At 71.4% G+C, this 25,090-nt stretch carries 19 protein-coding genes; 6 read left to right on the top strand and 13 right to left on the bottom strand.

The window, feature by feature from the left end:
• The first annotated feature begins 114 nt into the window (after nt 1-114).
• Together WJM95_RS09715 and WJM95_RS09710 are read left to right on the top strand one after the other, a co-directional pair.
• Complete coding sequence (locus WJM95_RS09715; protein ID WP_339129183.1) at nt 115-888, top strand: IclR family transcriptional regulator; 774 nt, start codon at nt 115-117, stop codon at nt 886-888.
• Complete coding sequence (locus WJM95_RS09710) at nt 885-1,799, top strand: SMP-30/gluconolactonase/LRE family protein (RefSeq protein ID WP_339129182.1); 915 nt, start codon at nt 885-887, stop codon at nt 1,797-1,799. Before WJM95_RS09715 ends, WJM95_RS09710 begins: the two co-directional genes overlap by 4 nt.
• Before the next feature lie 36 nt (nt 1,800-1,835).
• Here WJM95_RS09710 and WJM95_RS09705 read toward each other — a convergent pair whose 3' ends face one another.
• The 10 genes from WJM95_RS09705 to WJM95_RS09660 form a co-directional block, all read right to left on the bottom strand.
• Nucleotides 1,836-4,817, bottom strand: a complete 2,982-nt coding sequence (locus WJM95_RS09705) for a beta-galactosidase (protein WP_339129181.1) — start codon at nt 4,815-4,817, stop codon at nt 1,836-1,838.
• 208 nt (nt 4,818-5,025) lie between these two features.
• Nucleotides 5,026-5,814 (bottom strand): intradiol ring-cleavage dioxygenase, encoded by a 789-nt coding sequence (locus WJM95_RS09700; protein WP_339129180.1) that lies wholly within the window; start codon nt 5,812-5,814, stop codon nt 5,026-5,028.
• 248 nt (nt 5,815-6,062) lie between these two features.
• Entirely contained in the window at nt 6,063-7,784 is a 1,722-nt protein-coding gene (locus tag WJM95_RS09695) for an aminotransferase class I/II-fold pyridoxal phosphate-dependent enzyme (protein ID WP_339129179.1), read from the bottom strand.
• A gap of 161 nt (nt 7,785-7,945) precedes the next feature.
• Nucleotides 7,946-9,088 carry an aldose epimerase family protein gene (locus tag WJM95_RS09690; RefSeq protein ID WP_339129178.1) on the bottom strand — a complete coding sequence of 381 codons (1,143 nt, stop codon included), beginning with the start codon at nt 9,086-9,088 and terminating at the stop codon, nt 7,946-7,948.
• Between the two features lie 56 nt (nt 9,089-9,144).
• Nucleotides 9,145-10,389, bottom strand: a complete 1,245-nt coding sequence (gene mmsB, locus WJM95_RS09685) for a multiple monosaccharide ABC transporter permease (RefSeq protein WP_339129177.1) — start codon at nt 10,387-10,389, stop codon at nt 9,145-9,147.
• Nucleotides 10,386-11,936: a multiple monosaccharide ABC transporter ATP-binding protein gene (mmsA, locus tag WJM95_RS09680; protein WP_339129176.1), complete on the bottom strand. Its 1,551-nt coding sequence runs from the start codon at nt 11,934-11,936 to the stop codon at nt 10,386-10,388. Before mmsA ends, mmsB begins: the two co-directional genes overlap by 4 nt.
• Nucleotides 11,937-11,968: 32 nt before the next feature.
• Entirely contained in the window at nt 11,969-13,087 is a 1,119-nt protein-coding gene (chvE, locus tag WJM95_RS09675) for a multiple monosaccharide ABC transporter substrate-binding protein (RefSeq protein ID WP_339135446.1), read from the bottom strand.
• Nucleotides 13,088-13,220: 133 nt separating this feature from the next.
• Nucleotides 13,221-14,189, bottom strand: coding sequence for a hypothetical protein (locus tag WJM95_RS09670; protein WP_339129175.1), 969 nt, complete (start codon nt 14,187-14,189; stop codon nt 13,221-13,223).
• Between the two features lie 117 nt (nt 14,190-14,306).
• Nucleotides 14,307-15,311, bottom strand: coding sequence for an alcohol dehydrogenase catalytic domain-containing protein (locus WJM95_RS09665; protein ID WP_339129174.1), 1,005 nt, complete (start codon nt 15,309-15,311; stop codon nt 14,307-14,309).
• Entirely contained in the window at nt 15,308-16,465 is a 1,158-nt protein-coding gene (locus WJM95_RS09660) for a mandelate racemase/muconate lactonizing enzyme family protein (protein WP_339129173.1), read from the bottom strand. Before WJM95_RS09660 ends, WJM95_RS09665 begins: the two co-directional genes overlap by 4 nt.
• 253 nt (nt 16,466-16,718) lie before the next feature.
• Here WJM95_RS09660 and WJM95_RS09655 point away from each other — a divergent pair, with 253 nt between their 5' ends.
• Nucleotides 16,719-17,465 (top strand): hypothetical protein, encoded by a 747-nt coding sequence (locus tag WJM95_RS09655; protein ID WP_339129172.1) that lies wholly within the window; start codon nt 16,719-16,721, stop codon nt 17,463-17,465.
• 230 nt (nt 17,466-17,695) lie between these two features.
• Here WJM95_RS09655 and WJM95_RS09650 read toward each other — a convergent pair whose 3' ends face one another.
• On the bottom strand, nt 17,696-18,151 hold the full coding sequence (locus WJM95_RS09650) for a MarR family transcriptional regulator (protein ID WP_339129171.1): 456 nt from the start codon (nt 18,149-18,151) through the stop codon (nt 17,696-17,698).
• A gap of 109 nt (nt 18,152-18,260) precedes the next feature.
• Between WJM95_RS09650 and WJM95_RS09645 the strand changes: the two genes are divergently transcribed.
• The 3 genes from WJM95_RS09645 to WJM95_RS09635 all read left to right on the top strand — a co-directional run bounded on the left by WJM95_RS09645 (nt 18,261) and on the right by WJM95_RS09635 (nt 22,936).
• On the top strand, nt 18,261-19,283 hold the full coding sequence (locus tag WJM95_RS09645) for an NADP-dependent oxidoreductase (protein ID WP_339129170.1): 1,023 nt from the start codon (nt 18,261-18,263) through the stop codon (nt 19,281-19,283).
• 248 nt (nt 19,284-19,531) lie between these two features.
• Complete coding sequence (locus WJM95_RS09640) at nt 19,532-20,365, top strand: EI24 domain-containing protein (RefSeq protein WP_339129169.1); 834 nt, start codon at nt 19,532-19,534, stop codon at nt 20,363-20,365.
• Between the two features lie 108 nt (nt 20,366-20,473).
• Nucleotides 20,474-22,936: a glycoside hydrolase family 3 C-terminal domain-containing protein gene (locus tag WJM95_RS09635; protein ID WP_339129168.1), complete on the top strand. Its 2,463-nt coding sequence runs from the start codon at nt 20,474-20,476 to the stop codon at nt 22,934-22,936.
• An 82-nt stretch (nt 22,937-23,018) separates the two neighbouring features.
• Here the strand turns inward: WJM95_RS09635 and WJM95_RS09630 are convergent, their stop codons facing one another.
• Both WJM95_RS09630 and WJM95_RS09625 read right to left on the bottom strand, forming a co-directional pair.
• On the bottom strand, nt 23,019-23,993 hold the full coding sequence (locus WJM95_RS09630) for an aldose epimerase family protein (protein WP_339129167.1): 975 nt from the start codon (nt 23,991-23,993) through the stop codon (nt 23,019-23,021).
• A gap of 187 nt (nt 23,994-24,180) precedes the next feature.
• The gene (locus WJM95_RS09625; RefSeq protein WP_339129166.1) at nt 24,181-25,068 is read right to left on the bottom strand and encodes an SGNH/GDSL hydrolase family protein; all 888 of its coding nucleotides are present in this window, start codon (nt 25,066-25,068) and stop codon (nt 24,181-24,183) included.
• Between the last annotated feature and the right edge of the window lie 22 nt (nt 25,069-25,090).

The raw sequence follows: 25,090 nt of genomic DNA, 5'->3' as shown, positions 1-25,090 counted from the left end.
CGGGCGGGCGGTACGGGGCACTCGACCCATTGCCCGCCCCAGGGTGAATGACTAGCCTGTGTTCGTCATCCCGATCGTCTGTTGAAATTTCGAACAATGGAGAGGGGGCCGGTTGTGGGACGCCTCGTACCTGCCGTGACCCGGGCTCTGGACATACTGGAGCTCTTTCTCGACGGGGACGGGACGCTTTCCGCCCCCGACATCGTGCGCAGGCTCCAGCTGCCCCGCACGACCGTGCACGAACTGGTGACCACGCTCGCCGCCCGGTCGTACATCGTGCAGGTGCCCGGCCAGCCGGGACGCTACCGGCTCGGCGTACGCCCGTACCAGCTCGGCAGCCGCTACGCCGAGCAGCTCGACCTCGCCGCCGAGGGCCAGCAGGTCGCCCGCTCCGTCGCCGAGACCTGCGACGAGACCGTGCACGTGGCGATCCTCGAAGGCACCGACGTCATCTACATCGCCAAGGTCGACTCCACGCACGCCGTGCGCATGGTCTCCGCGGCCGGCCGCCGGCTTCCCGCGCACTGCACCTCCGTCGGCAAGATGCTGCTCGCCTCCCTCTCCGAGCCCGAGCTGACCTCTCGCGTCCCCGACGACGCCGAGCTCGTCGCGATGACCCCGAACAGCATCACCGAGCCGGGCGCCCTGCGCGAGGCCCTCGCCGAGATCCGCCGTCGCGGGATCGCCGTCGAGAGCCGTGAGTCCAACCCGGACGTCAGCTGTGTCGCGGCCCCGGTGCGCGACCGCGCGGGACACGTCGTCGCCGCGCTCTCGATCTCCGTACCGATGATCCGCTGGAGCGACGAGCGGCGGGCCGAGCTGGAGCAGCTCGCGGCGAAGGGTGCCGCGGAGCTGTCCGAGCGGCTCGGGCACCGGAACGCGCGGTGAGCGCCGTCGAGGTCGCGGTCCACGCGCACGCGGCGCTGGGCGAGGGCCCGACCTGGGACGCCCGGGCCGGGCGGCTCGTCTGGGTCGACATCCTCGGCTCCCGGATCCACACCTACGACCCCGTCTCGGGCCGCCGCACGGTGATGGCCACCGAGCAGCACGTGGGCGCGGCCAAGCCCGCCGCGGGCGGCGGACTGGTGGTCAGCCTCCGTGACGGCGTGGGCCTTTACGGGCCGCCCGGGTCCGGAGAGTCCACCGCCGGAGCCGGAGCCGGAGCCGGAGCCGGAGGTGTCCGGGCCGGCCGCTCGTTCCGCTCGTTCCGCTGGCTGCACCGGGAGCCCGTGCCCGGCCGCCGTGCCAACGACGCGGCCGTCGCGCCCGACGGTTCGCTGTGGTTCGGCACGATGCGCTACGACGAGGCACCGGGCGGGGGCACCCTCTCGCGGATCACGCCGGACGGCACGGTCCGCGCGATCCTCGACGACGTGAGCGTCAGCAACGGCACGGGCTGGAGCCCCGACGGCCGCCGGGTCCACTACATCGACTCACCGACCCGCCGCATCGACGTGTTCGACATCGGGGACGACCAACTCCCCGTCGGCAGACGTCCGTTCGCCACCGTGGAGGACGGATTCCCCGACGGTCTGACGGTGGACGCGGAGGGCGGGGTCTGGGTCGCCCTCTGGGACGGCGGAGCGGTCCACCGCTACACACCGGACGGCAGGCTGGACCGGGTGCTCACCCTCCCGGTCCGCCGCCCCACCGCCTGCGCGTTCGGCGGCGCCGATCTCACCGACCTCTACATCACCACCGCGCGTACGGGCCTCACGGCACCGCACCCGATGTCCGGCTCCCTCCTGGTGGTCCCCGGCGCGGGCAAGGGCCTGCCGCAGCCGGAGTTCGGAGGCTAGCCGGACACCCCGGACACCCCGGACACCCCTGGCGGCCTACGCGCCCGCGGGGCCGGGGGAGGGCACCGGGGTCACCGGTACTCCTCCGGCCGCGCTGCCCAGCAGCGTCAGCTCCACCCGGCCGGGCCCCGCGGGTGTGGTCCCGTCGGACAGCACCGCGAGGGCCAGCGTGTTGTGCCCGCGGGTGCGCAGCACCCCGTTGGGCAGGACGAACGTGTGCTGCGGGCCCACGTCGTTGATGTACTGGCCCATGTTCCAGCCGTTCAGGAAGATCTGGACGCGATAGGCGCGGGCCTGGTCGTCCGTGAGGGTGAGCCCGATCGAGGCGTCCAGGGCGCTGTCCACGGCCAGCCGGAAGCCGGTGCGGTACCAGGTGACCCCCTGCCTCCGCTCGGCGCGCGGGAAGGCGACGGGTTTCCAGCCGCCGTCCGCGAAGCCCGGCAGATGCCAGCCGTGCAACTCCCCGTGCAGGCCGCCGGTGTTGAGCGGTCCGCGCACCGGGTCGGGGGCCGCGGCGCCCCGGATGCGCCAGCGGACCGCGGGAGCGGCCCCGGTGAAGGAGGCGGCCGTCAGTCCCCGGGCCGCCTTGTGCGTGTCGTCGGCCCGGCCGTCCTCGTCGTGCTGCATCGGCCGGACCAGCACGGACAGCACGTGCGCGCGTCCCTCCCGCGGCCGGACGGGGAAGGTGGCGGTGGCCGTCCAGGTCCCCTTGCGCACGGTCTTCTTGTCCGGCACCGGCATCCGGTGGGTGCCCAGCGGCTCTCCGTCCAGCCAGGCCATCAACAGCCCCTGGGTACCGGCGACATAGGACAGGGACACCGAGTCGGCGCCGCCCGCGTCCGCGAAGTGCCCCCGGTACCAGACGTCTCCGTAGTGGAAGCCGTAGTCGTCGGCGAACAGCACGGGCTGTCCGGCGGGCACCGGGGTGACGCTGTGCGAGGACGTCCTGTCGGTCACGCGCCACGCGGTGTCGTCGTGACCGGCGGCCGACTCGGGGTTCCCCTCGGCCCGGCGCCAGCCGGTCAGCGCGGGCAGCCGCACCCGGCCCGCGCCGGCCAGCGGCCGTTCGGCCCGCAGACTCCCCGACGGCGTGAGGCGGGACGTCAACGCGCTCTGGTTCCAGACGAGTTCGCTGATTCCGCGCGGCCCCCACACCTCCAGGTCCGCCGCCTGCGTGGTGTCGCCGGTGAGATGCGCGGTCGTGCCGCGCACGGCGGCGGTGCGCAGCAGCGCGGGGCCCCTTACCAGCACCGGACCCGAGGGGGTGTCGTGGCGCCACAGGAGACGGGAGCTCTCGTCGTCGGCGAACAGCAGCAGAAGCGGGGCCGCGACCCCGCCCCCCTCCACCCGGACCCGGGTGATGCCGCCGAGCACGGTGTCGATCCGCAGGACACCGTCCGCGTGGGTGTATCCGGCCTCGCCGTCCAGCACGGTGACCTTCGGCTCGCTCGCGGCCTCCAGGCACGTGCGTGTCGCTTCGCCCGCGCGGCCGGTGAACACGGCGACGTCCTGCCGTCCTGCGGCCAGCCACAGCATCGGCTGGGCGGTGGACCAGCTCAGCCTCCTGCGCCCCAGGGCGATCCCGGAGGCGAGCAGCCGCGCGTCGAGGCCGGGCACCGGCACCTCGGCCCGTGTCCCGCCGAGCGTGACGGTGGCGACGGTCTCGGAGGGCGTGTCGTTGCGCAGGACCAGGAAGCGCGCCTTCGTGTCCGGATTGACCAGGTGGTACGCCTTGACGCCGGGGCCGGGATCCGGCTCGTCGCCGGGCAGAGGGTCGGCGCGGTCGAGCTTGGCCAGGTCGGGCACCGACTGGAGCAGCCGGCCGATCTGCCGCATCGGGACGAGCTTCGCGGTGGGCTGCCGTGCCTCGTCGATCGCGGCCCCGTAGTCGTACGAGGTGTAGACGATCGGCGCGGGCAGCCAGCCCCAGGACGTGCCGCCGAAGGTCATGTAGACGTTGTGGACGGTGATGCCGTTGGCGAGGTTGGTGAGGTAGAAGCGCCGCTCGTAGGCCGCGTCGCGGGTGCGGCGGGACTCGGCGTACCCGAGGCCGTCGAACTCCGCGCCGCCCCAGGGATCGAACCAGCCGCCGCCGAACTCGGGGATGCATCCCGGGGTGTCCGGGCTGGCGGTCGATCCGCCCCGCATGCCGCCGGGCCCGAAGTGCCCCCAGTCCGGCGGGGTCTTGAAGGGGGAGGGGTAGCCGTCGAAGCCGTACAGGTAGCGCCCGCGCTCCCCGCCCGTGTCGAAGGTGCCGGGGGCCCAGTGGCCGTTCCTGCCCTTGTCGTTGTGGAAGAGGGGGACGTCGATGCCGTCGGCGCGCACCTTGGCGTACAGGTGCGCCATGTAGTCGCGGCCTGCGGCCTCGGTCACGTGGTTGTCGTACTCGTTCTCCAGTTGGTAGAGGACGATCGTGCCGCCGCCGTCGGTGTAGAGGTGCCGGGAGGCGATGCGGTCGACGGCGGTCAGCCACCGGTCGGCGTGCTCCAGATAGGCGGGGTCGGAGGTGCGGGCCACGCCCGGGGTGGCCGTCAGCCAGCCGGGGAAGCCGCCCGCGTCGACCTCGGCGTTGATGTACGGGCCGGGGCGCAGGATGACGTACAGCCCGGTCTCGGCGGCGGTCCGCAGGAACAGGTCGAGGTCGCGGACCCCGGTGAAGTCGTGCTGTCCGGGTGCGGGGGAGTGGTAGTTCCAGGCGACGTAGATGCTGACCGCGTTGTAGCCGTGGGCGCGCATCTTCTGGAGGACGTCCCGCCACAGGGACGGACTGGGCAGCCGGAAGGGGTGGAACTCGCCGGACCAGATCACCAGGCGTCTGCCGTCGACGATCATCGAGTAGCGGTCGAAGCCGACGGTGTGCGGACGGCCGTCGGCGGCGGGCGGAGCGGGCGCGGGTCCGGTGGGTGCGAGGACCGTCCTTCCGGCCGCGCAGGCCACGTCGCTCCCGCTGCCGCTCAGCGAGAGGCCGAGGGCGGCGGTGCCGGCGAGTGCGCTGAAGGTACGTCTGCTCAACACCATGCGGGTTCTCCCGGGGGACGGCGACGGGGGCTCCCCCCTCGTCCGGTCCGAGCCCGGGCGCGGGGAAGGTGCGGCCATTGTCCACAGGGTCGGGTCGTTCGATGGTCGTACGACCGTCCCGGCGCGGGGGATTACGCGGTATGGGCGCGGCCGGGGGCGGCCCGCGGCGCGCGGACCGCCCCCGGCCTCCGTGGGGGGAGGGCCCGGGTCAGCTCGTCCCGACGCCGAGGGTCAGGGTGCCGGTGTAGCCGGCGGAGGCGGTGCCGCCCAGGGCCGTCAGGGTCAGCAGGCCGGAGGAGGCGCCTCCGCCGTCGTAGACGGAGTCCTGGGCGAGGGTGGTGCGGGTGACCTTGTTGGTGGAGTACGGGGACACCTTGGCCATCGCCGTGGTGACCGTCTCGCTGAAGAAGAGCTGGCCGGTGTGGAGTTCCCGGCCGCCGGTGAAGGAGCCGTCGGAGGTGAGGGTCACGCCGGTGTGCACCTTGACGTGGACGTGCACGCAGCGGCCCCGGTACCAGCCGGGGTAGACCGTGGTGAGGGCCGCGACGCCGGAGGCGTTCGTCAGGACGCCGCCGCGCAGGAACGTGCCGTCGTCCGGCTCGCTGTGGCCGTTGTTGCCGACGTACCCGGAGTACTCGCCGAGCGCGTCGCAGTGCCAGATCTCCACGAGGGCGCCGCCGAGCGGCGCGCAGGCGGAGTCGACGACGGTGAGGACGAGCTTGAGGGGCGCGCCCGGCTTGCCCTCGGTGACGTCGGAGCGGACGAGTTGTCCGTCCAGGTAGTAGGGGCCTTCGGTCATCTCCTTGGTCAGGGTGCACACGGCCGCCGCGACGGGGGCCGCGTCGGCCGGTCCGGCGGCGGGTGTGGGGGAGGGGGAGGGTGCGACGGGGGCCGCGGCGGCGACGGCCAGTGCCGCTGCCGAGGCACCCGTGGCGAGCAGGACGGTCCGGCGCCCGACAGGGGCCTCTGACATCTCGTTCGTGGGGGTTTCTGTCATGGACACGGCACCGTAGGGGTGCTTGCTGTCGGCCGGCTGTCAGATCCGCAAAGTGACGACACGTCAAGTGCTAAGCAGGACACGGAGATGCGCGGCCGCCGGGAGGAGACGCCCCGGCCCCTGCCGTGTCGTCGAATGTGGACGGATCCCCGCGGTCGGCCCGTGGGGTGACCGACTCCGCGGGGATCCCGCCCGGCCCGTGGGGAGGCCGGCCGCGCGGGGGTAGGCCGCGCGGCGGTACGAGTGGCCTAACCGGCCTGGTTGTACAGAAGGGCGCCGACGGCTCCCCAGCCGCTGCTCGACGGCTGGGGTGGTGGTGGTTCCGGCTGTGTCCTGCCGCGGACCTGGGCCGCCGTCAGGCCGCCCTGCGCGCCCATCGAGGGCGCGCCCGTCATGCCGGGCATACCGGTCTGGGCGGCGGCGGCCGGCCGGGGACCGGGCGGCTGGGCCGGCGCCTGCATCGCCGCGGGCGGCATCTGGGCGGGCATCACACCGGGGTTCTGCGCCGCCGCCGGCCAGCTGGAGGGCGGCGGGGTGGGATACGCCTGGGCCGCCGCGGGCTGCTGGACCCCGGGATAGACCGGGGCCGGCTGCTGGGCCGGGTACGGCGAGGCCGCGGCGGGACGCGGCTGCGGGGCGGACGGCAGGCTGGGCTGCGGGGCGGCGGCGGCCACCGGCTGGGGGGCCGCGGCGGCGACCGGCTGGGGCATCTGCGCGGGCTGTCCGGGCCAGGCGTTGGCCTGCGCGGCCAGCCCCTGCATGCCCCCGCCGTTGGTCGAGCCGACCAGCCGGTCCACCATGGCCGTACCCGAGCCGTAGCCGGTCCCCGTGCTCAGCTCGGGGACGGCGGTCTCCTTCCTCGACCCGAACAGCACCTGCTCCAGGCCGGCCACCAGACGCCGTACGTCGGTCTGCGGCCTGACCACGAGTCTCAGGAAGCGGCTGGAGGAGCCGACCTTGTTGCCGCACTCGCGGACCAGGATGCGGTGCTCGGTGAGCAGCCGGTCCCGGACCACCGTGCCCTCGGCGCCGACGGGAAGGCGTACGAACAGGAAGTTGCCCTGCGAGGGGTAGATCGTCAGACCGGGCAGCGCGGAGAGCTGGCGGGCCATGTCGAGCCGGTCGCGGCGGACCATGTGCAGGCTCTCCATGTACTCCTTGCCGTGGTTCTTGAGCATGAACACCACGGTCTCCGCGAAGGAGTTGAGGTTCCACTTCGGCAGCATCGAGCGGACCTTGCCCGCGAGCGAGGGGTTGGCGACCATGTAGCCGAAGCGGATGCCGTGCAGACCGAAGTTCTTGCCGAGGCTGCGCAGCACGATGACGTTGGGTCTCATCACCGCGTCCTCGACCACGCTGGGCTCCGACTCGGCGTCGGCGAACTCCAGGAACGACTCGTCGATGACGATCAGGTCCAGGTCGGCCATCGCGTCCATGAACTGGATGACGGACTGGCGCGGCAGGAAGCCGCCGTCGGGGTTGTTCGGGTTGCAGATGACGGCGACCCTGGTGCCTCGTTGGCGGATGAACTTGGCGTACGCGGCGAGGTCGAGGGCGAAGCCGGTGGACTCCTGGAGCGGGAACATGTCCACCCGCTTGCCGGTCTCCATCGGCTGGTCGGTCCAGCGGCCGAACGTGGGGACGGGGATCGCGAGGGACTCCCGGACCAGCAGGTGGTCGATCCAGGTGATGAGTTCGGTCGAGCCGTTGCCCATCGCGACGCACTGCGGCGGGAGTTGGAGCAGCGAGCACAGCTCGCTGGTGATCGTGTCGGCGCTGCTCGGGTAGTAGGTGATGATCTCGCGGAGCCTGCCCGCGAGTTCGTCGAACATGGCGGGGGTGGGGAAGTAGGGATTGCAGGGGATGCAGAAGTCCACCGGGCCGGCTCCGTCGCCCTCCCGCGTCAATGCGGCCATCGACGGGCTGTGCGCCGCGGTGCCGCGAAAGAGCGAGGTGACATTGCCGGCCATGGAACCTCCGTATGAGGCGAGCCCGTTGGGGAGGACGGGCCCCCGTTTTCTGGGTGGCCCGCGCGGGGGAGCACGGGCCGCCCTCTCATACGGATACGGATGGGGCGCTGTTCAATCGTTGTGAGGTCGTGCGGATTTTGTGAACCGGCTGTGAGGTACGGTCACGCGCCGAACGAGTGGACCGTGCTGGTCCGGTAGGTCTGTCCCGGCCGCAGCACCGTCGAGGGGAAGGCCGGGTGGTTCGGCGAGTCCGGGAAGTGCTGGGTCTCCAGGCACAGGGCGTCGCCCTGGCGGTAGATGTGACCGCCGGTGCCGACCAGGGTGCCGTCCAGGAAGTTGCCCGAGTAGAACTGGAGGCCGGGCTCGTTCGAGGCGATCGTCAGGGTGCGGCCGGAGGACGGGTCGCGGAGCGTGGCGACATGCTCGGGCTTCGCCGTGATCCCCTTGTCGAGGACCCAGTTGTGGTCGATGCCCTTGCCGTACAGGAGCTGCTGGTCCGCGACCCGGATGTCGCGGCCGACGGTCTTGGTCCTGCGGAAGTCGAAGGGGGTGCCGGCGACCTTCGCGAGTTCCCCGGTGGGGATCAGGCCGGAGTCGACGGGGGTGTACCGGGAGGCCGCGATGCGGAGTTCGTGGTCGTAGACCGAGCCGCTGCCCTCACCGGCGAGGTTCCAGTACACATGGCTGGTGAGGTTGACGACGGTGGCCTTGTCGGTGGTGGCCTCGTAGTCGATGCGCCAGTCGCCGTGCCGGGTCAGGGTGTAGGTGACCTTCGCCCGCAGCGTGCCGGGGTAGCCCATCTCGCCGTCGATGCTGGTGTAGTGCAGGACGAGTCCGACGTCGGATCCGGAGGCGAAGCCCTCGACGTCCCAGACGTGCTTGTCGAAGCCCTTGGCGCCGCCGTGCAGGCTGTTGACGCCGTCGTTGACGGAGAGCTGGTGGTCCGTGCCGTCGAGGGTGAACCGCCCCTTGCCGATGCGGTTGCCGTACCGGCCGATCAGGGCGCCGAAGTACGGGCTGGAGGCCACGTAGGAGTCGAGGTCGCCGAAGCCCAGGGCGACGTTGCGGTACCTGCCGTGCCGGTCGGGGATCTCCAGGGACTGGACGATCCCGCCGTACGACAGGACCTTGAGCCGTGTCCCGCCGTTCTCCAGGGACCACCGGTGGACCTTGGTCCCGTCGGCGAGTCTGCCGAAGAGTTCCCGGACGGGCTTCTTCCCGTCCGAGGCGTGCGCTGTGCCGATGCCGGCAGCGGTTAAGCCCGCTGCCGCCGCTGCGATGACCGTACGTCTGCTCGTTTCCATTTCGCGGCTCCTGCCCAATGGAGGGGGCCCCGCCTCTCGGCGGGGCCCCGGCTGACTTACGAACCGACCTTGCGCTTGTTCCACACGTCGAAGCCGACCGCGGCCAGCAGGGCCAGGCCCTTGATGACCTGTTGCCAGTCGGTGCCGACACTGAGGAGGTTCATGCCGTTGTTCAGCACGCCGAGGACCAGACCGCCGATGATCGCGCCGAGGACGGTACCGACACCGCCGCTCATGGACGCGCCGCCGATGAACGACGAGGCGATCGCTTCCAGCTCGAAGTTCAGGCCGGCCTTCGGAGAGGCCGCGTTCAGGCGGGCGGCTACCACCAGACCCGCCAGGGCCGCGAGCATGCCCATGTTCAGGAAGACATAGAAGGTGACCTTCTTGTCCTTGACGCCCGACAGCTTCGCCGCCGGGAGGTTGCCGCCGATCGCGTAGATGTGACGGCCGAAGACGGCGTTGCGCATGACGTAGCCGTAGCCGACGACCAGCGCGCCGAGGACCAGCAGCACGATCGGCGCGCCCTTGTAGCTGGCGAGCAGCATCGTGACGGTGAGCACCGCGGCGACCAGCGCCACCAGCTTGAGCAGGAACAGCTTCGCCGGCAGCACGTCGAGGGTGAACTCCTGCTGGCGCCTGCGGTCGCGGACCTCCTGGAGGACCACGAAGACGATCACCGCGAGGCCGAGCAGCAGGGTGATGTTGTGGTAGTTCGTGGTCGGGCCGACCTCCGGGAGGAAGCCGTTGCCCACCTTCTGGAGGCCGTCGGGGAACGGGCCGAGGGTCTGCCCCTTGAGCAGGATCTCCGTCAGACCGCGGAAGAGCAGCATGCCGGCGAGGGTGACGATGAAGCTCGGTATGCCGAGATAGGCGATCAGGAATCCCTGGACCGAGCCCGCCACGGCGCCCACCACCAGACACAGCAGCAGCGCGACGGGCCACGCCACCTTGTGCTCGACCATCAGCACGGCCGCGAACGCGCCCACGAACGCGGTCAGCGAGCCGACCGACAGGTCGATGTGGCCCGCGATGATCACCAGCATCATGCCGATCGCGAGGATCAGGATGTAGCTGTTCTGGAGGACCAGGTTGGAGACGTTGCGCGGCAGCAGCAGCTGGCCGTCGGTCCAGACCGCGAAGAGGACGACGATCAGGCCCAGCGCCAGCAGCATGCCGTACTGGCGCATGTTCTGGCGCAGACCGTCGAGCATCACCCGCAGCAGGTTCTCCCCGCCACCGGCGCTCCCGTCCTTGCCCGGTGGGGCCTCGGCCGGGACGTTGGTCACATCGGTGCTCATCGCGTTACCTCTTTGTCCTTCGTCATCTGACGCATCAGCACTTCCTGGGTGGCCTCGGCCCGTGAGAACTCACCGGTCAGCCGCCCCGCGGCCATGGTGTAGATGCGGTCGCACATGCCGAGCAGTTCGGGCAGCTCGGAGGAGATGAAGATGATCGCCTTGCCCTCGGCGGCCAGCTTGTCGATGACCGTGTAGATCTCGAACTTGGCGCCCACGTCGATACCGCGGGTCGGCTCGTCCAGGATCAGCACATCGGGTCCTGCGAAGATCCACTTGCTGAGGACGACCTTCTGCTGGTTGCCGCCGGACAGCTTGCCCACCGGCTCGAAGACGGTCGGCGCCTTGATGTTCATCGACGTGCGGTAGCCCTCGGCGACCTGCCGCTCCTCGTGCTCGTCGACGATCCCCCGCCGGGCCACCTTGCCGAGGGCGGACAGCGAGATGTTGCGGTTGATGGTGTCGATGAGGTTGAGGCCGTAGTGCTTGCGGTCCTCCGTGACGTACGCGATGCCGTGGGCGACGGCCTCCGCGACCGACTTCGTGCGGATCTCCTCGCCGTCCTTGAGAACGGTGCCGCCCGCGTGCCGGCCGTAGGTCCGCCCGAAGACGCTCATCGCGAGTTCGGTGCGGCCGGCGCCCATCAGACCGGCGATGCCGACGATCTCCCCGCGCCGCGCGTGGACCGACACGTCGTCGACGACCTTGCGCTGCTGGTCGATCGGGTGGTGCACGGTCCAGTCGCGGATCTCCAGCGCGGGAGCCGCCCCCTCCTCCGCGTGGTGCGGGGTGCGTTCGGGGAAGCGGTGCTCCAGGTCGCGGCCGACCATACCGCTGATGATCCGGTCCTCGGTCGTCTCCGGCGCCTTCACGTCGAGGGTCTCGATGGTCTGGCCGTCCCGCAGGATCGTCACCGAGTCGGCGACCTTGCGGATCTCGTTCAGCTTGTGGGAAATGATGATCGAGGTGATGCCCTGCTTCTTCAGCTCCAGGATCAGGTCCAGGAGCTTCTCGCTGTCCTCGTCGTTCAGAGCCGCGGTCGGCTCGTCGAGGATCAGCAGCTTCACCTTCTTCGAGAGCGCCTTGGCGATCTCCACGAGCTGCTGCTTGCCCACGCCGATGTCGGCGACGCGGGTCTCGGGGTGGTCGCTCAGACCGACCCGGCGCAGCAGCTCGGTGGCGTGCCGCAGGGTCGTGCTCCAGTTGATGAACCCGCGCTTGGCGTGCTCGTTGCCGAGGAAGATGTTCTCCGCGAGGGAGAGGTAGGGCGACAGCGCCAGTTCCTGGTGGATGATGACGATGCCGTGCTGCTCGCTCGCCCTGATGTCCTTGAAGCGGCAGACCTCTCCCTCGAAGAGGATCTCGCCCTCGTAACTGCCGTGAGGGTGGACGCCGGAGAGCACCTTCATCAAGGTGGACTTGCCGGCGCCGTTCTCACCGCAGATGGCGTGGACCTCGCCCTGCCGGACGGTCAGGGTGACGTCGGACAGCGCCTTGACGCCGGGAAAGGTCTTGACGATCGAGCGCATTTCCAGGACGGGTCCCGCCATGGTCGTGCCTTCCAATCCGTAAGGTTCGACGCTTACTTGAGCTGGTCCGCCGTGTAGTAGCCACCGTCGACGAGGACCGACTGGTAGTTGGACTTGTCGACGCTCACCGGCTGGAGCAGGTAGGCGGGGACGACCTTCGAGCCGTTGTCGTAGGTCGTGGTGTCGTTCGTCTGCGGCTTCTTGCCCTTGAGGACGTCGTCCACCATGGTCGAGGCGATCTTGGCCAGCTGACGGGTGTCCTTGTAGACGGTCTGCGTCTGCTCGCCCGCGATGATCGACTTCACCGACGCCAGCTCGGCGTCCTGGCCGGTGAGGATCGGCAGCGGCTTGCCCTTGGAGCCGTAGTCGTCCGACTTCAGCGACGACAGGATGCCGATGGAGATGCCGTCGTACGGGGAGAGGACCGCGTCGACCTTCTTGCTGGAGTACGACTTGGTGAGGATGTCGTCCATGCGCTTCTGGGCGGTGGCGCCGTCCCAGCGCAGGGTGGTGACCTGGTTGAGCGCGGTCTGGCCGGACTGGACGACGAGCTGCTTCTTGTCGATGTAGGGCTGGAGCACCTTCATCGCGCCGCCGAAGAAGTACTTCGTGTTGTTGTCGTCGTTCGAGCCGGCGAAGAGTTCGAGGTTGAACGGGCCCTTCTTGGAGCCGTCCGCGAGGCCGAGCTTCTGGAGGATGTAGTTGCCCTGGAGCTCGCCGACCTTGGAGTTGTCGAAGGACGCGTAGTAGTCGACGTTCTTCGTGCCGAGGATCAGACGGTCGTAGGCGATGACCGGGATGTGGGCGTCGGCCGCCTGCTGGAGCACGTTGTTCAGGGACTTGTTGTCGATGGCCGCCACGATCAGCGCCTTGACGCCCTGCGTGATGAGGTTCTCGATCTGCGAGACCTGCTGGTCCGGGTCGTCCTCGCCGTAGACCAGCTTGGTCTTGTAGCCCTTGGACTCCAGGTTCTTGACGACGTTGTTGCCGTCGGCGATCCAGCGCTCGGACGACTTGGTCGGCATCGCGATACCGATCGTCCCGCCCTTGCTGCTTCCCTTGTCGGCCTTGCTTCCGCCGTCGCTGTTCTGGCCACAGGCGGTCAGGGCGAGGGCGAGGGAGGCGGCTCCGGCTATGGCGGTGAGGGCGGCTCTGCGGTTACGCATGATCATCATCCTTGATGTCTTGGACCGGGCTCGGTCTCGCGGAACTCGGAAGCTCCGTGAGCTCTGAGAGGAAGGCCGAGAAGGTGTGTTGGATTGTGCGCGACTGTGTCTGCTTGTGTGAAGGGGGTTTGTGCGAACGTTATGAGGGAGTGTCGAAGCGCGAGAGAGTGCCGGGCAGACGGGAGCCGAGGGGGGCCATGTCGTCCCCCGCGCCGTGACGTGCCAGCAGGTCAAGGGCCAGCCGGCCGCGCCGCACCCGCTCCCGGGCCGTGCTCAGGGTCAGGTCCCGCAGATGGTGTCCGTACGGGTAGATCCCGGGGGTCTTGGACAGCCCGAACTTCAGATACAGCGGTGCGCCGCGCCGGATCAGCTCGGCGACCTCGTACATCCGGATGTACCCGCCGAGATCGTCGGGGGCCTCGATGTACATGTCCATGGGGGCGGCGGAGACCCGCCGGATCTCGGTGAGATGATCGAGCGTCAGATCGCTGGGCACGTTCAGCGAGTCGGCGCCGAGGTTCTCGTACACGGCGTACGAGGCCGGGTTGACCGGACCGATCAGCGCCGAGACCTTGAGCGTCGTGTCGGCCGGCAGGATCCCGGCGACCCGCGCCCGGTGCAGCGTCCACAGGACGCCCTCGTCGGCGACGAGCAGGCACGTGACGCCCAGCTCCGTCGCCCGGACGGCGTCCTCGACACAGCCGGCCATCGCGTCGTGGCCGCGGGCGCGCAGCCCGCCGCCGCGCGAGTCGGAGCGCGTCGAGGCGCCGATGTCCCAGGTGCCGCGCGGTCCGGTGAACAGGCAGAGCTCGATGTCGCGTTCACCGGTGGCCTCGACCATCTCGGTGATCTCGGCGTCGGTCAGCATCCAGACACCGCTGCCCTGGCTGATCCGGTGGATCGGCACGTCGAGCCGCGAGGCCTCCTTGAGGACCACCGCGAGCGCCTCGGGCCCCTCCACGGAGGGAACCTCGGTGCGCCAGCGACCGCCTCCGGGGAAGGTGTGCGGCGAGGCGTCCGCGGGGGAGAGGGCGGGCGCGGCCAGGCCGAGCGCGGCCAGGGCCGGCTCACCGGGTCGGCGGGGCGCCGTGGGAGAGGCGTCGGTCACAAGCTGTCCTTCATCGTTCGATATTTCGGTCATGGTTCGCGACCTTCGGCGCAGGAGGCCTGGTGCACGCCGGTACGGGGCCGTCAGGAACCCCGTACCGGCGTACGGATCGGGTGGTCACGGCTTCAGCAGGACCTTGCCGACCTTGGGATCGCCGGAGCCCACCAGCTCGATGGCCTCCGGGAACGCGGCGAGCGGCAGTTCGTGTGTCACCAGCGGCGACGGGTCCAGCAGCCCCGCGCCGAAGACCCGCACGGTGTGCGCCCAGGCCGCCGGCGGTGCCCCGAACACGGTGTGCACCTCCAGCTGCCGTACGACGAGATCGGTCGGGTCGAGACCCTCGGCACCCGGCGCCGGGATCCCCGTGAGGACCAGGCGTCCGCCGCGCCGCAGCAGGGAGGCGGCGGTGCGCGCGGCGGACGCGGACCCGGCGGTCTCGATCACCACGTCGAAGTCGTCGGGGAGCGGCTGGTCCCGGGTGAGGAAGGCGGTGGCGCCGAACTCCCGCGACAGCGCGGCCCGGTCGGGGCGGGTGCCCACCACGAGCAGCTCGGCCGGGGAGCCCGCCTTCAGGAACTGCACGGCGAACATCCCGAGCGTCCCGGTGCCCACCACGGCCACGCGCTCACCGGGCCGCGCGTTCGCCTTGAGCGCGGCGGCCGCGATGCAGGCGGCCGGCTCCAGCAGGGCGGCGGCCGTCAGATCGGCGTCGTCGGGCAGCACGTGCAGCAGCCTGGCCGGCAGCGTCAGCGTGCCCGCCATCGCCCCGGGAACGGTGAAGCCCGTCTCCTCGTACCCGGCCGTGCACAACGTTGTCTCGCCCGCGTGGCAACGGTCGCAGACCTGGCAGTTGCGGAAGCCCTCGCCGACGACCTTGCGGCCGACGAGCCCCGCCGGGACACCCGCGCCGACCTCCTCGACCGTCCCGGACCACTCGTGACCGGGGGTCAGGGGATAGCGGACGTACCCCTCGGGCCGGTTGCCCTGGTAGACCTCGCGGTCGCTGCCGCAGATGCCGACCGCGTGCACCCGTACGAGCGCCTCGCCCGCCGCCGGAGGGACCGGCTCGTGCGGGACCAGCCGGTGCTCGCCCGGACCCTCGACGACGACCGCGGTGCTCACTGCGACCCCTTGGGCTTGCGCTGCTCCCAGCCGTCGGCCCACAGGTCGAACCGGGCCTGCTGCTGCGGGAACTCGGCCGCCGCGTCGACGTCCAGCTCGACGCCGAGTCCCGGCTCGTGGGACAGCTCGAAGTAACCGTCGACGACCTGCGGAGCGCCCTTGACGACCTTCTTGATCTCCGCGTCGGCGAAGTCGTTGAAGTGCTCCAGGATCTTGAAGTTCGGCGCGGTGAAGCCGACCTGGAGGGAGGCGGCGGTCAGGACGGGGCCGCCGACGTTGTGCGGGGCGACCAGCATGTAGTGGGTCTCGGCGGTCGCGGCCAGCTTCCGGGTCTCCCAGATGCCGCCGATGTGGCCGACGTCGGGCTGGATGATGTCGACCGCCTGGCTCTCGAAGAGCTCGCGGAACTCGATGCGGTCGTGGATGCGCTCGCCGGTGGCGAGGGGCATGTCGACCTTGGCGGCCACCTTCTCCAGCGCCTTGAGGTTCTCCGGCGGCACCGGCTCCTCCAGCCACGCGGGCTTGAAGGGCGCGAGCTCATGGGCGAGGCGGACGGCGGTGGACGGCGAGAAGCGGCCGTGCATCTCCAGCATCAGCTCGGTCTCGGGCCCGATCGCGTCCCGCACCGCCTCGATGAGCGAGACCGAGTACAGCGTGGCCTCGTGGTCGAGCTCGAAGTGACCGGTGCCGAAGGGGTCGATCTTGAGGGCCTTGTAGCCCCGTGCGACGACCTCCTGGGCGGCCTTGTGGTAGGCCTCCGGGGTGCGCTCGGTGGTGTACCACCCGTTGGCGTAGGCCTTGACCCGGTCGGTGACCTTGCCGCCCAGGAGCTGCCAGACCGGCACCCCGAGCGCCTTGCCCTTGATGTCCCAGCAGGCCATCTCGATGACCGCGATACCGGACATCACGATCTCGCCGGCGCGCCCGTAGTCGCCGTACTTCATCCGGCGGACCAGGTCCTCGACCGCGAACGGGTCGGAGCCGAGAATATGGTTGGCCTGCGCCTCGTGCAGATAGCCGATCAGCGCGTCGGTGTGGCCCAGCATGCGGGTCTCGCCGACCCCGGTGACGCCCTCGTCGGTGTGCACCTGGACGTAGGTCAGGTTCCGCCAGGGTGTCCCGACCACGTGTGTGGTGATTCCCGTGATGCGCACGGCAGATGCCCCCTGTGCTTTCAGCTCTGTTCGAAATTTCGTCACACGTTCGAAATGCTGGCGTGACAGTAAGGACGCCGCCCGGGGGGTGTCAATGGGTCGCGCGCATAACGGTTACGACGCGATAGGCGCAGGATGGCGGGGAATGGTCGGGGTCGCCCGGGTCCGACGGACCGGAATACTTGATTCCGTACAACATCTTCACAACTGCGCCTAGGAACGTTACCGGCGGTGACCCTAGTCTTCCCGCGTCATGGACTACTGCCACGTGTGCCGCAGGCACCTCAACGGCGCGCTCGCCTGTCCCGGGTGCGGCACCCCGGTCGACGAACTCGGAGCGGACGTCGAGGAGACCGGTGCGCGCCCGCGGGCCGGTGCCGACGCCGACACGCCCCACGCCGAGGACGCCGACGTCGAATGGCGTTCCCGGCGCGCGGCGCGCCGGCGCGGGGGCCATGTCCCGGACGCCGGGGACGGGCGGGACGATCCGCGGGACCAGGAGGTTCCGGCCGGCGTCAGCCGCCGCGACCGCAAGGCCGCCGCGCACCGCCGCAAGCGCCGCCGCACCCTGTTCATAGCCGTGGGCTTCGTCCTCGCGGCCGGCGGTCTGAGTCTCGCCGAACTCGGCGTCGACGCACCCGGGTTGGACCCCAGTCCGGCGGCGGCCGAGTCGCCCGGCGGTTCGGCCTCGCCGACGGTGTCCGCCCTCCCGAAGAGCTCGGCCTCGGGCTCCCCCTCGGCCGGCCGTACGCCCGCCTCCTCGCCGTCGGCCTCCGCCTCCGCCTCCCGCTCCGCGTCCCCGACGGCGACGAGCGAGAAGCGTGCGGGCGGCGGGTCGGCGAGTGCCGGGGCGCTCCCCGGCCGGTCCACCTCGGCCCCGTCCACCGCTCCCTCGGCGCCCCGGACGACGGCCCCCGCGACCACGTCCCCGGAGACGTCGGCCCCCGCCCCGGCTCCGTCGTCGAGCGGCTGCAACAAGTTCCTGTGGTGGTGCACCTAGGCGTGTCGCCCGCCGCCGGGTGACCGTTTTCCCGGCGTGTCGCCCGCCGCCGGGTGGCCGTGCTGCGGGCGTTTCGCCGGCCGCCGGGTGGCCGTATCGCGCGCCGCCCGCCGTGGGGTGCCTCCAGGCGCCGCCGGTCCCGCCCGCCACGGGGTGCCCGGGGTGGCAGCCGTCCCGCCCGCCGAGCGGTGTCCTCAGGCGGCGCCCGTCCCGCCCGCCGAGGGATGCCCTCAGGCGGCGCCCGTGCCGGGGTCCTCGCCCAGCATGCGGCGCAGCAGGTCGCGCAGGGCCAGGCGCTCCTCGTCCGAGAGTTCCGCCAGGGGTTCGCGGGCGAAGTCGAGCGAGTCGCGCAGCCCCCCGGCGACCCTGCGGCCCTCGGCCGTCGCCGCCGCCAGTTTCACCCGGCGGTCCGCCGGGTCGGGGCGGCGCTCCACCAGGCCCCGGGTCTCCAGCCGGTCCACGATCCCCGTGACGTTCGACGGCTCGCACTTCAGCTTCTGGGCCAGACGGCGCATCGGCAGCGGCTCCAGCGAGAGCAGGCCCAGCAGCCGCGCCTGCGCCCCGGTGAGGGCGTGTTCGGCGGCCGCGTCCTCGTACTCGTCGTGGTAGCGGGCCACGACCGTGCCGATCAACTCGACGACCTCCATGGTCAGGGGGTCGATCCGTGGTCTCTTGTGGGTGGCCATGCTCCTGATCCTAGCGTGTTACTTGACATCATGAAATATTTAGGAGCATGGTTGTTTGAGGTAATGAAGTATTAGAGCCGCTCGCCGGTCACCGTGAAAGGCACACCTCATGTCCGAGACCCCCCAGCTTCCCTCCACCGGCCGTGAATGGCATCTGGTCAGCCGCCCGGTCGGCGTCCCCGAGCCCTCCGACTTCGCCCTGGTCGAGGCGGCGGTCCGCAGGCCGGGTCCGGGCGAGGTCCTGGTACGGAACGCCTACGTCTCCGTGGACCCGTACATGCGCGGCCGGATGAGCGACGCCAAGTCCTATGTCGCCCCCTTCGAGCTCGGCAAGACCATGCAGGGCGGCGCGGTCGGCGAGGTCATCGCCTCCAACGCCGAGGGCATCGAGGCCGGCGACCACGTGCTGCACTTCCTCGGCTGGCGCGAGTACGCCGTCGTGGACGCCAAGCAGGCCGTCAAGGTGGACCCCGAGGCCGCGCCGCTGTCGACGTACCTCGGCGTGCTCGGCATGACCGGCCTCACCGCGTACGCCGGGCTCCTGCGCACCGCCTCCTTCAAGGAGGGCGACTCCGTCTTCGTGTCCGGAGCCGCCGGCGCCGTCGGCAGCCAGGTCGGCCAGATCGCCCGGCTCAAGGGCGCCTCGCGGGTCATCGGCTCCGCCGGGTCCGACGAGAAGGTCAAGCTGCTGGTCGAGGAGTACGGCTTCGACGCGGCCTTCAACTACAAGAACGGCCCGGTCTCCCAGCAGCTGCGCGAGGCCGCGCCCGACGGCGTGGACGTCTACTTCGACAACGTGGGCGGCGACCACCTGGAGGCGGCGATCGGCTCCCTGAACCGGGACGGCCGCATCGCCGTCTGCGGCATGATCTCCGTCTACAACAACACCGAGCCCGCCCCCGGCCCGCGGAACCTGGCCCGGCTGATCCAGACGCGCGGCCGCATCCAGGGCTTCCTCGTCGGCGACCACTACGACCTCCAGCCGGAGTTCGTCCGGGAGGTCGGCGGCTGGATCCGCTCCGGTGAGCTGAAGTACGCCGAGACGGTCGTCGAGGGCATCGAGAACAACCTGGAGGCGTTCTTCGGCGTCCTGCGCGGCGACAACATCGGAAAGATGATCGTCAAGCTCTGACCCCGGGCGACGAGGAGCCGGCGCCTTCCGGCGGCTGCTCCCGCACGCACATCACGTGCTCCCGTACGTACATCACGGAGGCCGTCTCCCCGACCCCGGGGAGGCGGCCTCCGCCCGTGCCCCCGCGGTCGGGGGAGGCGGCCTCCCGGTCGGGGAAGGCGGCCTCCGGCTCCTGTCCCGTGGCCGGGGGGAGGCTCCCTCCGTCTCCTGTCTCGTGGTCCGGCGCGCCGCCCCGATAGGGTCTCCCCATGCGCGATCTTGGGGTGGGTTTCGGCTATCTGCTGCGCGGCCAGCGATGGGTGGTCCGGCACGGGAAGAGTTTCGGGTTCGGACTCCTGCCGGGGCTCATCACGCTCGTGCTCTACGCGGCGGCACTCGTCGCCCTCGGCGTGTACGGGGAGGGCTTCGTCACCTGGGCGACGCCGTTCGCGGACGACTGGTCCAGCCCCTGGGGCGGCCTCTTCCGCGGCTTCCTCACCGCCGTCCTGTTCGCGCTCGCGCTCCTGCTCGCCGTCCTCACCTTCACCGCGGTCACCCTGCTCATAGGCCAGCCCTTCTACGAGAGCCTCTCGGAGAAGGTCGACCGCGACGTCTCCCCGGACGGCACGGCCCCCGAGTCGGGGCGGCCGCTCTGGCACGAGCTGTGGATCTCCGCACGCGACAGCCTCCGTGTCCTCGTGCGGGCCCTCGTCTGGGGAGTCCTCCTCTTCGCGCTCGGCTTCGTCCCCCTCGTCGGCCAGACCGCGGTCCCGGTGCTCGGCTTCTTCGTCACGGGCTTCTTCCTCACCGAGGAACTCGTCGCCGTCGCCCTCCAGCGCCGCGACGTCGACCTCCGGGAACGCCTCGCGCTCCTCCGCTCCCGCAAGACCCTGGTCTGGGGCTTCGGCACCCCGCTCGGCCTGGCCTTCCTCGTCCCGTTCGTCGCCGTGTTCCTGATGCCGGGGGCCGTCGCGGGCGCCACCCTGATGGCCCGTGACCTGCTCGGCGAGGAGATCCGCGAGGGCGAGGCGGCCGAGGGCACCGAGGCGGCCGCCGACCCGGACTCCGACGGGGCGGCCGAGGAGCGAAGCGCCACCTCCTGACCGGGCCGGCCGCCCCACCGCGAGCGTCCCACCCGTCCCCGGTACGAACGGGGCCTCCCGGATGCACGATGGGGGAGACCGACGGCTCGCGACGAGGAGGGTGCCGACATGGCGGAGACTGCGGTGGGGACGGGGAACGGCCGGGAGGGCGCGGAGGCGGAAGCGGCCCGCGAGGCCGTCGTCGAGGAGGCACTCGGCCGGCTCGGCCTGGACGCCAAGGCCCGGCTGCTGTCCGGACGGAACATGTGGGCCCTGCCCGCACTCCCCGAGATCGGGCTGAGCTCCCTCGTCATGTCCGACGGCCCCATCGGCGTCCGCGGTGTCCACTGGAGCGCGGACGACCCCTCGATCGCGCTCCCCTCGCCCACCGCGCTCGCCGCGACCTGGGACCCGGAACTGGCCCGCCGCGCCGGGGTGCTGCTCGCCCAGGAGGCGCGCCGCAAGGGCGTCCACGTGCTGCTCGCCCCGACCGTCAACCTCCACCGGACACCGCTCGGAGGCCGCCACTTCGAGGCCTACAGCGAGGACCCGCTCCTGACCGGCGCGATAGGCAGCGGCTACGTCCGGGGCGTGCAGTCCGGCGGGGTCGCCACCACCGTCAAGCACTTCGTCGCCAACGACGCCGAGACCGACCGCTTCACCGTGAACAACCTCGTCTCCGAACGTGCCCTGCGCGAGCTGTATCTGGCGCCCTTCGAGGCCATCGTCGACAAGGCCCGCCCGTGGGGCGTCATGACCGCCTACAACTCCGTCAACGGCACGACGATGAGCGAGCACCGCAGGCTCGTGAACGACGTCCTGCGCGGCGAATGGGGCTTCGACGGCTTCAACGTCTCCGACTGGATGGCCGCCCGCGACACCAGGGCCGCGATCGAGGGCGGTCTCGACGTCGCCATGCCCGGCCCGCGGACCGTCTACGGGGAACCCCTCGCCGCCGCCGTGCGCGCCGGCGAGGTGGCGGAGGCGACGGTCGACGCGGCCGTCCGCAACGTGCTCCGGCTCGCCGCCCGCGTCGGCGCCCTGGAGGGAGCCGAACCCGTCGTGAGCGAACCGCCCGCGCCCGTGGACGGACAGGCGCTGGCCCGCGAGGTGGCCCGCCGGGGCTTCGTCCTCGTCCGCAACGAAGGCGCCCTGCCGCTCCCCGAGGGGCACCGGATCGCCCTCGTCGGCGCCGCCGCCCGTGACGCCCGCGTGCTCGGCGGCGGCTCGGCGACCGTCTTCCCGGCCTCGATCGTCTCGCCCCTCGACGGCCTCACCGCCGCACTCCCCGAGGGAACGCTGACCTACGCCGTGGGTGCCGACCTCGCCGTCGAACTCCCCGTCGCCGACAAGGGGTTCGAGCTGCGCGCGGTCTGCCGCGACGCCGCCGGCGAGATCCTCGCCACCGCCTCCGCCCCCAACGGCCAGATCCAGTGGATCGGCGACGACCTGCCCGAAGGGGTCACGGACGGGAACCTGGGCACCGTCGAACTCACCGGCACCTTCACCCCGCGCGTCTCGGGAGCGCACACCTTCGGCATCAAGGGCCTGGGCGCGTTCACCCTCACCGTCGACGGCACCACGTACTTCGACGGCGTCCAGGGCGCACCCAAGGACGACCCCTTCGTGACGTTCTTCGGCGCCCCTGTGGCCCGTGGCCGGGCCGAACTCGCCGCAGGCGAACCGGTGGAGGTCTCCCTCACTCACACCGTCGTGTTCCCCGAGGACGTCCCGATGAAGGTCGTCGGCTTCTCGCTCGCCCACCAGGAGCCCGTGCGCGACGCGGACGAGCTGATCGCCGAGGCGGTCGCGGCGGCCCGCGCCGCGGACACCGCCGTCGTCGTGGTCGCCACCACCGACCGCGTCGAGTCCGAGGGCTTCGACCGCGCGGACCTCAGGCTCCCCGGCCGCCAGGACGAGCTGGTCCACGCCGTCGCCGCCGCCAACCCGAACACCGTCGTGGTCGTCAACTCCGGCTCCCCGGTGGAACTCCCGTGGCGCGACGAGGTCGCCGCCGTGCTCCTGAGCTGGTTCCCGGGCCAGGAGGGCGGCGCCGCCCTCGCCGACGTCCTCACCGGCGCCCACGAGCCGGGCGGCCGCCTCCCCACCACCTGGGGCTCCCTGGCCGACGCCCCGGTCACCCGGGTCGGCCCGACCGACGGCGAACTCCCGTACACCGAGGACGTCTTCATCGGCTACCGCGCCTGGGAGAAGGAGCGCAGGACCCCCTCGTACGCCTTCGGGCACGGCCTCGGCTACACCGACTGGACGTACGAGTCCCTCGCGACCGAGGGCACGACCGTCACCGTCCGGGTCCGCAACCGCGGTGGGCGGGCCGGGCGGGAGGTCGTCCAGGTCTATCTCGCCCCCGCCGAACCGGGCACCGAGCGGCCCGTCCGCGCGCTCGCCGGATTCGCCGTCGTCGAGGCCGCGCCGGGCGAGAGCGCGGAGGCCGTCGTGGAACTCCCGCGCCGCTCCTTCGAGATCTGGGACACCGCCACGAACGCGTGGGCGTTTGTGAAGGGTTCGTACGAGATTCAGGCAGGCCGTTCCCTCACGGACCCTCGCCTGCGCACGATCATCGAGGCGTGAACACACGCCCGCCTTCGGCCGGCCCCGGCCCGGAACCTGACCTCCGGACCGGGGCCCGCCGTTTGCCCCCCGTGGACCCGCCCTAGGACCGCACGGAGAACCCGTACACCGTCTCTGAGCGGTACACCTCGCCCGGCCGCAGCTCGGTGCTCGGAAAGTCCGGCCGGTTCGGGGAGTCGGGGAAGTGCTGGGTCTCCAGCGCGATGCCGTCGTTGGGGGCGAAGGGCTCGCCCAGATGGTCGGCGGTGTAGAGCTGGAGGCCCGGCTCGGTGGTCGCGACCGTCAGTACCCGCCCGGACGCCGGGTCGTACAGCTCGGCGACCTCCACCGGAGCGGTGGTGGCCCCCTTGTCGAGCACGTAGTTGTGGTCGTAGCCGGCACCGGTCTTGCGGGGCTCGCGGAAGTCGAAGCGGGTGCCCTCGACCGGGTCGAGCTCCCCGGTCGGGATCAGGTTCCCGTCCACCCGCGTCAACCGCGAGGCGTCGAGCCGCAGTTCGTGCCCGAGAGCGCTGCCGGAGCCGCCGAGGTTCCAGTACGTGTGGTTCGTCAGGTTCACCACCGTCGGCGCGTCGGTGACCGCCTCGTAGGCGATCCGCAGCGCGCCCCGCTCGTCGAGCGTGTACGTCGCCGAGACCTCCAGGCGGCCCGGGAAGCCCTCCTCGCCGTCCGGGCTGACCCGGGAGAGCCTGAGCCCGTGTTCGAGCGGCTCCGCGTCCCACACGCGCTTGTCGAAACCGCCGTCGCCGCCGTGCAGCGAGTTGGGCCCGTTGTTCGCCTCCAGGCGGTACGTCACCCCGTCCAGCGGGAAGGCCGCGCCCCCGATGCGGTTCGCGTACCGCCCGACCAGTGCGCCGAGGTACGGCTCGGGATGGGCCGTGTACCCCTCCAGGTCCGGGAAGCCCAGGGTCACGTCCACGGCCCGCCCGTCCCGGTCCGGCACCTCGGCCGACTGCACGATCCCGCCGTACGTGAGCACACGCACCCGGACCCCGGCGCGCTCCAGCGTCCAGCGATGGACCGGGGTGCCGTCGGAAAGTGTGCCGAAAAGTTCACTCATGGGAGAAACCCTAGGTCCTGTCGTCAAATCCCCGTCGTCCGCCCGGAGGGCGGGCGCGGCGGCGTCAGGTGCGCGCTCTCGGCGTGCCGGCCCCAGGCCTGCGTACCGGACGTACTCGGGTCCGGGGCCGGTGCGGCGAGAGTGCGTGCAGGGCGTCGCCGCGCAGGCGGGGATTTGACGACAGGACCTAGGTGACGGGTTCGCTTGCGGTGACCCTGCGGTAGGCGATCTCCGCGAGTCGGGCCTGTCCGTCCCTGCTCGGGTGGAACCAGTCCCAGTGACTCAGCTGGTCGGTGCCGAAGCGGTAGTCGAAGACCGCGTTCCCGTCGAAGCGGCACCGCCGGTCCCTGGCGCACACCTCGCGCAGCACCTGGTTGTACTCCTTCACCCGGTCCCACACCTGGCCGCGCCGCAGCGTCGCCGCCGAGCCCAGCGAGTCCGCGTCACCGAGCATCGAGGGACAGATGCCCAGCTTCCACACCTGCTTGCCCAGCGGATTGCCGCGCCCCTCGGACCAGAGCCGTTTCAGATCCGGCACGCTCGACACGTACACCTGCGTCTTGGGCAGGGCCCGGCGCAACGTGCTCATCGCGTCCTGGAACGCGCCGCGGAAGTCGGCGACCGGCGTCATCGCCGAGGCGGACGAGCGGCAGGCGTCGTTCGCGCCCGCCATCACCGTCACCAGCTCCGGCCTGCGCGCCGCCGCCTGCTCCATCTGACCGGGAAGGTCGGCCATCCGCGCGCCGGTCACCGCGTAGTTCCAGCTCCGCTCGGCCGCGCCGGTGGCGCCGAGCAGCCGCACGGCGAGGCTGTCGACCCGGGGATCGCTGCCGGTCGCCCACGACACCTCGGGGCAGTCGGACAGCACGCTGCACGCGTCGAAACCGCGCGTGATCGAGTCGCCGACCGCGGCCATGGAGTGGGGACTGCGGTCCCAGACCGGCGTGGGCTTCGCCGACGGCCGCTGCTTCGCGGTCCCGCCGGGCGCCGAGGAGTCGCAGGCGGCGGTGCCCAGGAGAGCCGCCGCCGCGGCGACGGCGAGGACGGCCCGCGAACGGTGGCTGCGATTCCGCATCCCCTGGTCTCCTCGTTCGTTG

Source organism: Streptomyces sp. f51 (assembly GCF_037940415.1).
Lineage (GTDB): Bacteria > Actinomycetota > Actinomycetes > Streptomycetales > Streptomycetaceae > Streptomyces.
This window is presented reverse-complemented; position numbering and strand designations above follow the sequence as displayed.

Coding starts and splice junctions, on each gene's coding strand:
- WJM95_RS09705 (WP_339129181.1), bottom strand. CDS start 4,817: ATGGTGTTGAGCAGACGTACCTTCAGCGCACTCGCCGGCACCGCCGCC.
- WJM95_RS09700 (WP_339129180.1), bottom strand. CDS start 5,814: ATGACAGAAACCCCCACGAACGAGATGTCAGAGGCCCCTGTCGGGCGC.
- WJM95_RS09695 (WP_339129179.1), bottom strand. CDS start 7,784: ATGGCCGGCAATGTCACCTCGCTCTTTCGCGGCACCGCGGCGCACAGC.
- WJM95_RS09690 (WP_339129178.1), bottom strand. CDS start 9,088: ATGGAAACGAGCAGACGTACGGTCATCGCAGCGGCGGCAGCGGGCTTA.
- mmsB (WP_339129177.1), bottom strand. CDS start 10,389: ATGAGCACCGATGTGACCAACGTCCCGGCCGAGGCCCCACCGGGCAAG.
- mmsA (WP_339129176.1), bottom strand. CDS start 11,936: ATGGCGGGACCCGTCCTGGAAATGCGCTCGATCGTCAAGACCTTTCCC.
- chvE (WP_339135446.1), bottom strand. CDS start 13,087: ATGATCATGCGTAACCGCAGAGCCGCCCTCACCGCCATAGCCGGAGCC.
- WJM95_RS09655 (WP_339129172.1), top strand. CDS start 16,719: ATGGACTACTGCCACGTGTGCCGCAGGCACCTCAACGGCGCGCTCGCC.
- WJM95_RS09650 (WP_339129171.1), bottom strand. CDS start 18,151: ATGGCCACCCACAAGAGACCACGGATCGACCCCCTGACCATGGAGGTC.
- WJM95_RS09645 (WP_339129170.1), top strand. CDS start 18,261: ATGTCCGAGACCCCCCAGCTTCCCTCCACCGGCCGTGAATGGCATCTG.
- WJM95_RS09640 (WP_339129169.1), top strand. CDS start 19,532: ATGCGCGATCTTGGGGTGGGTTTCGGCTATCTGCTGCGCGGCCAGCGA.
- WJM95_RS09635 (WP_339129168.1), top strand. CDS start 20,474: ATGGCGGAGACTGCGGTGGGGACGGGGAACGGCCGGGAGGGCGCGGAG.
- WJM95_RS09630 (WP_339129167.1), bottom strand. CDS start 23,993: ATGAGTGAACTTTTCGGCACACTTTCCGACGGCACCCCGGTCCATCGC.
- WJM95_RS09625 (WP_339129166.1), bottom strand. CDS start 25,068: ATGCGGAATCGCAGCCACCGTTCGCGGGCCGTCCTCGCCGTCGCCGCG.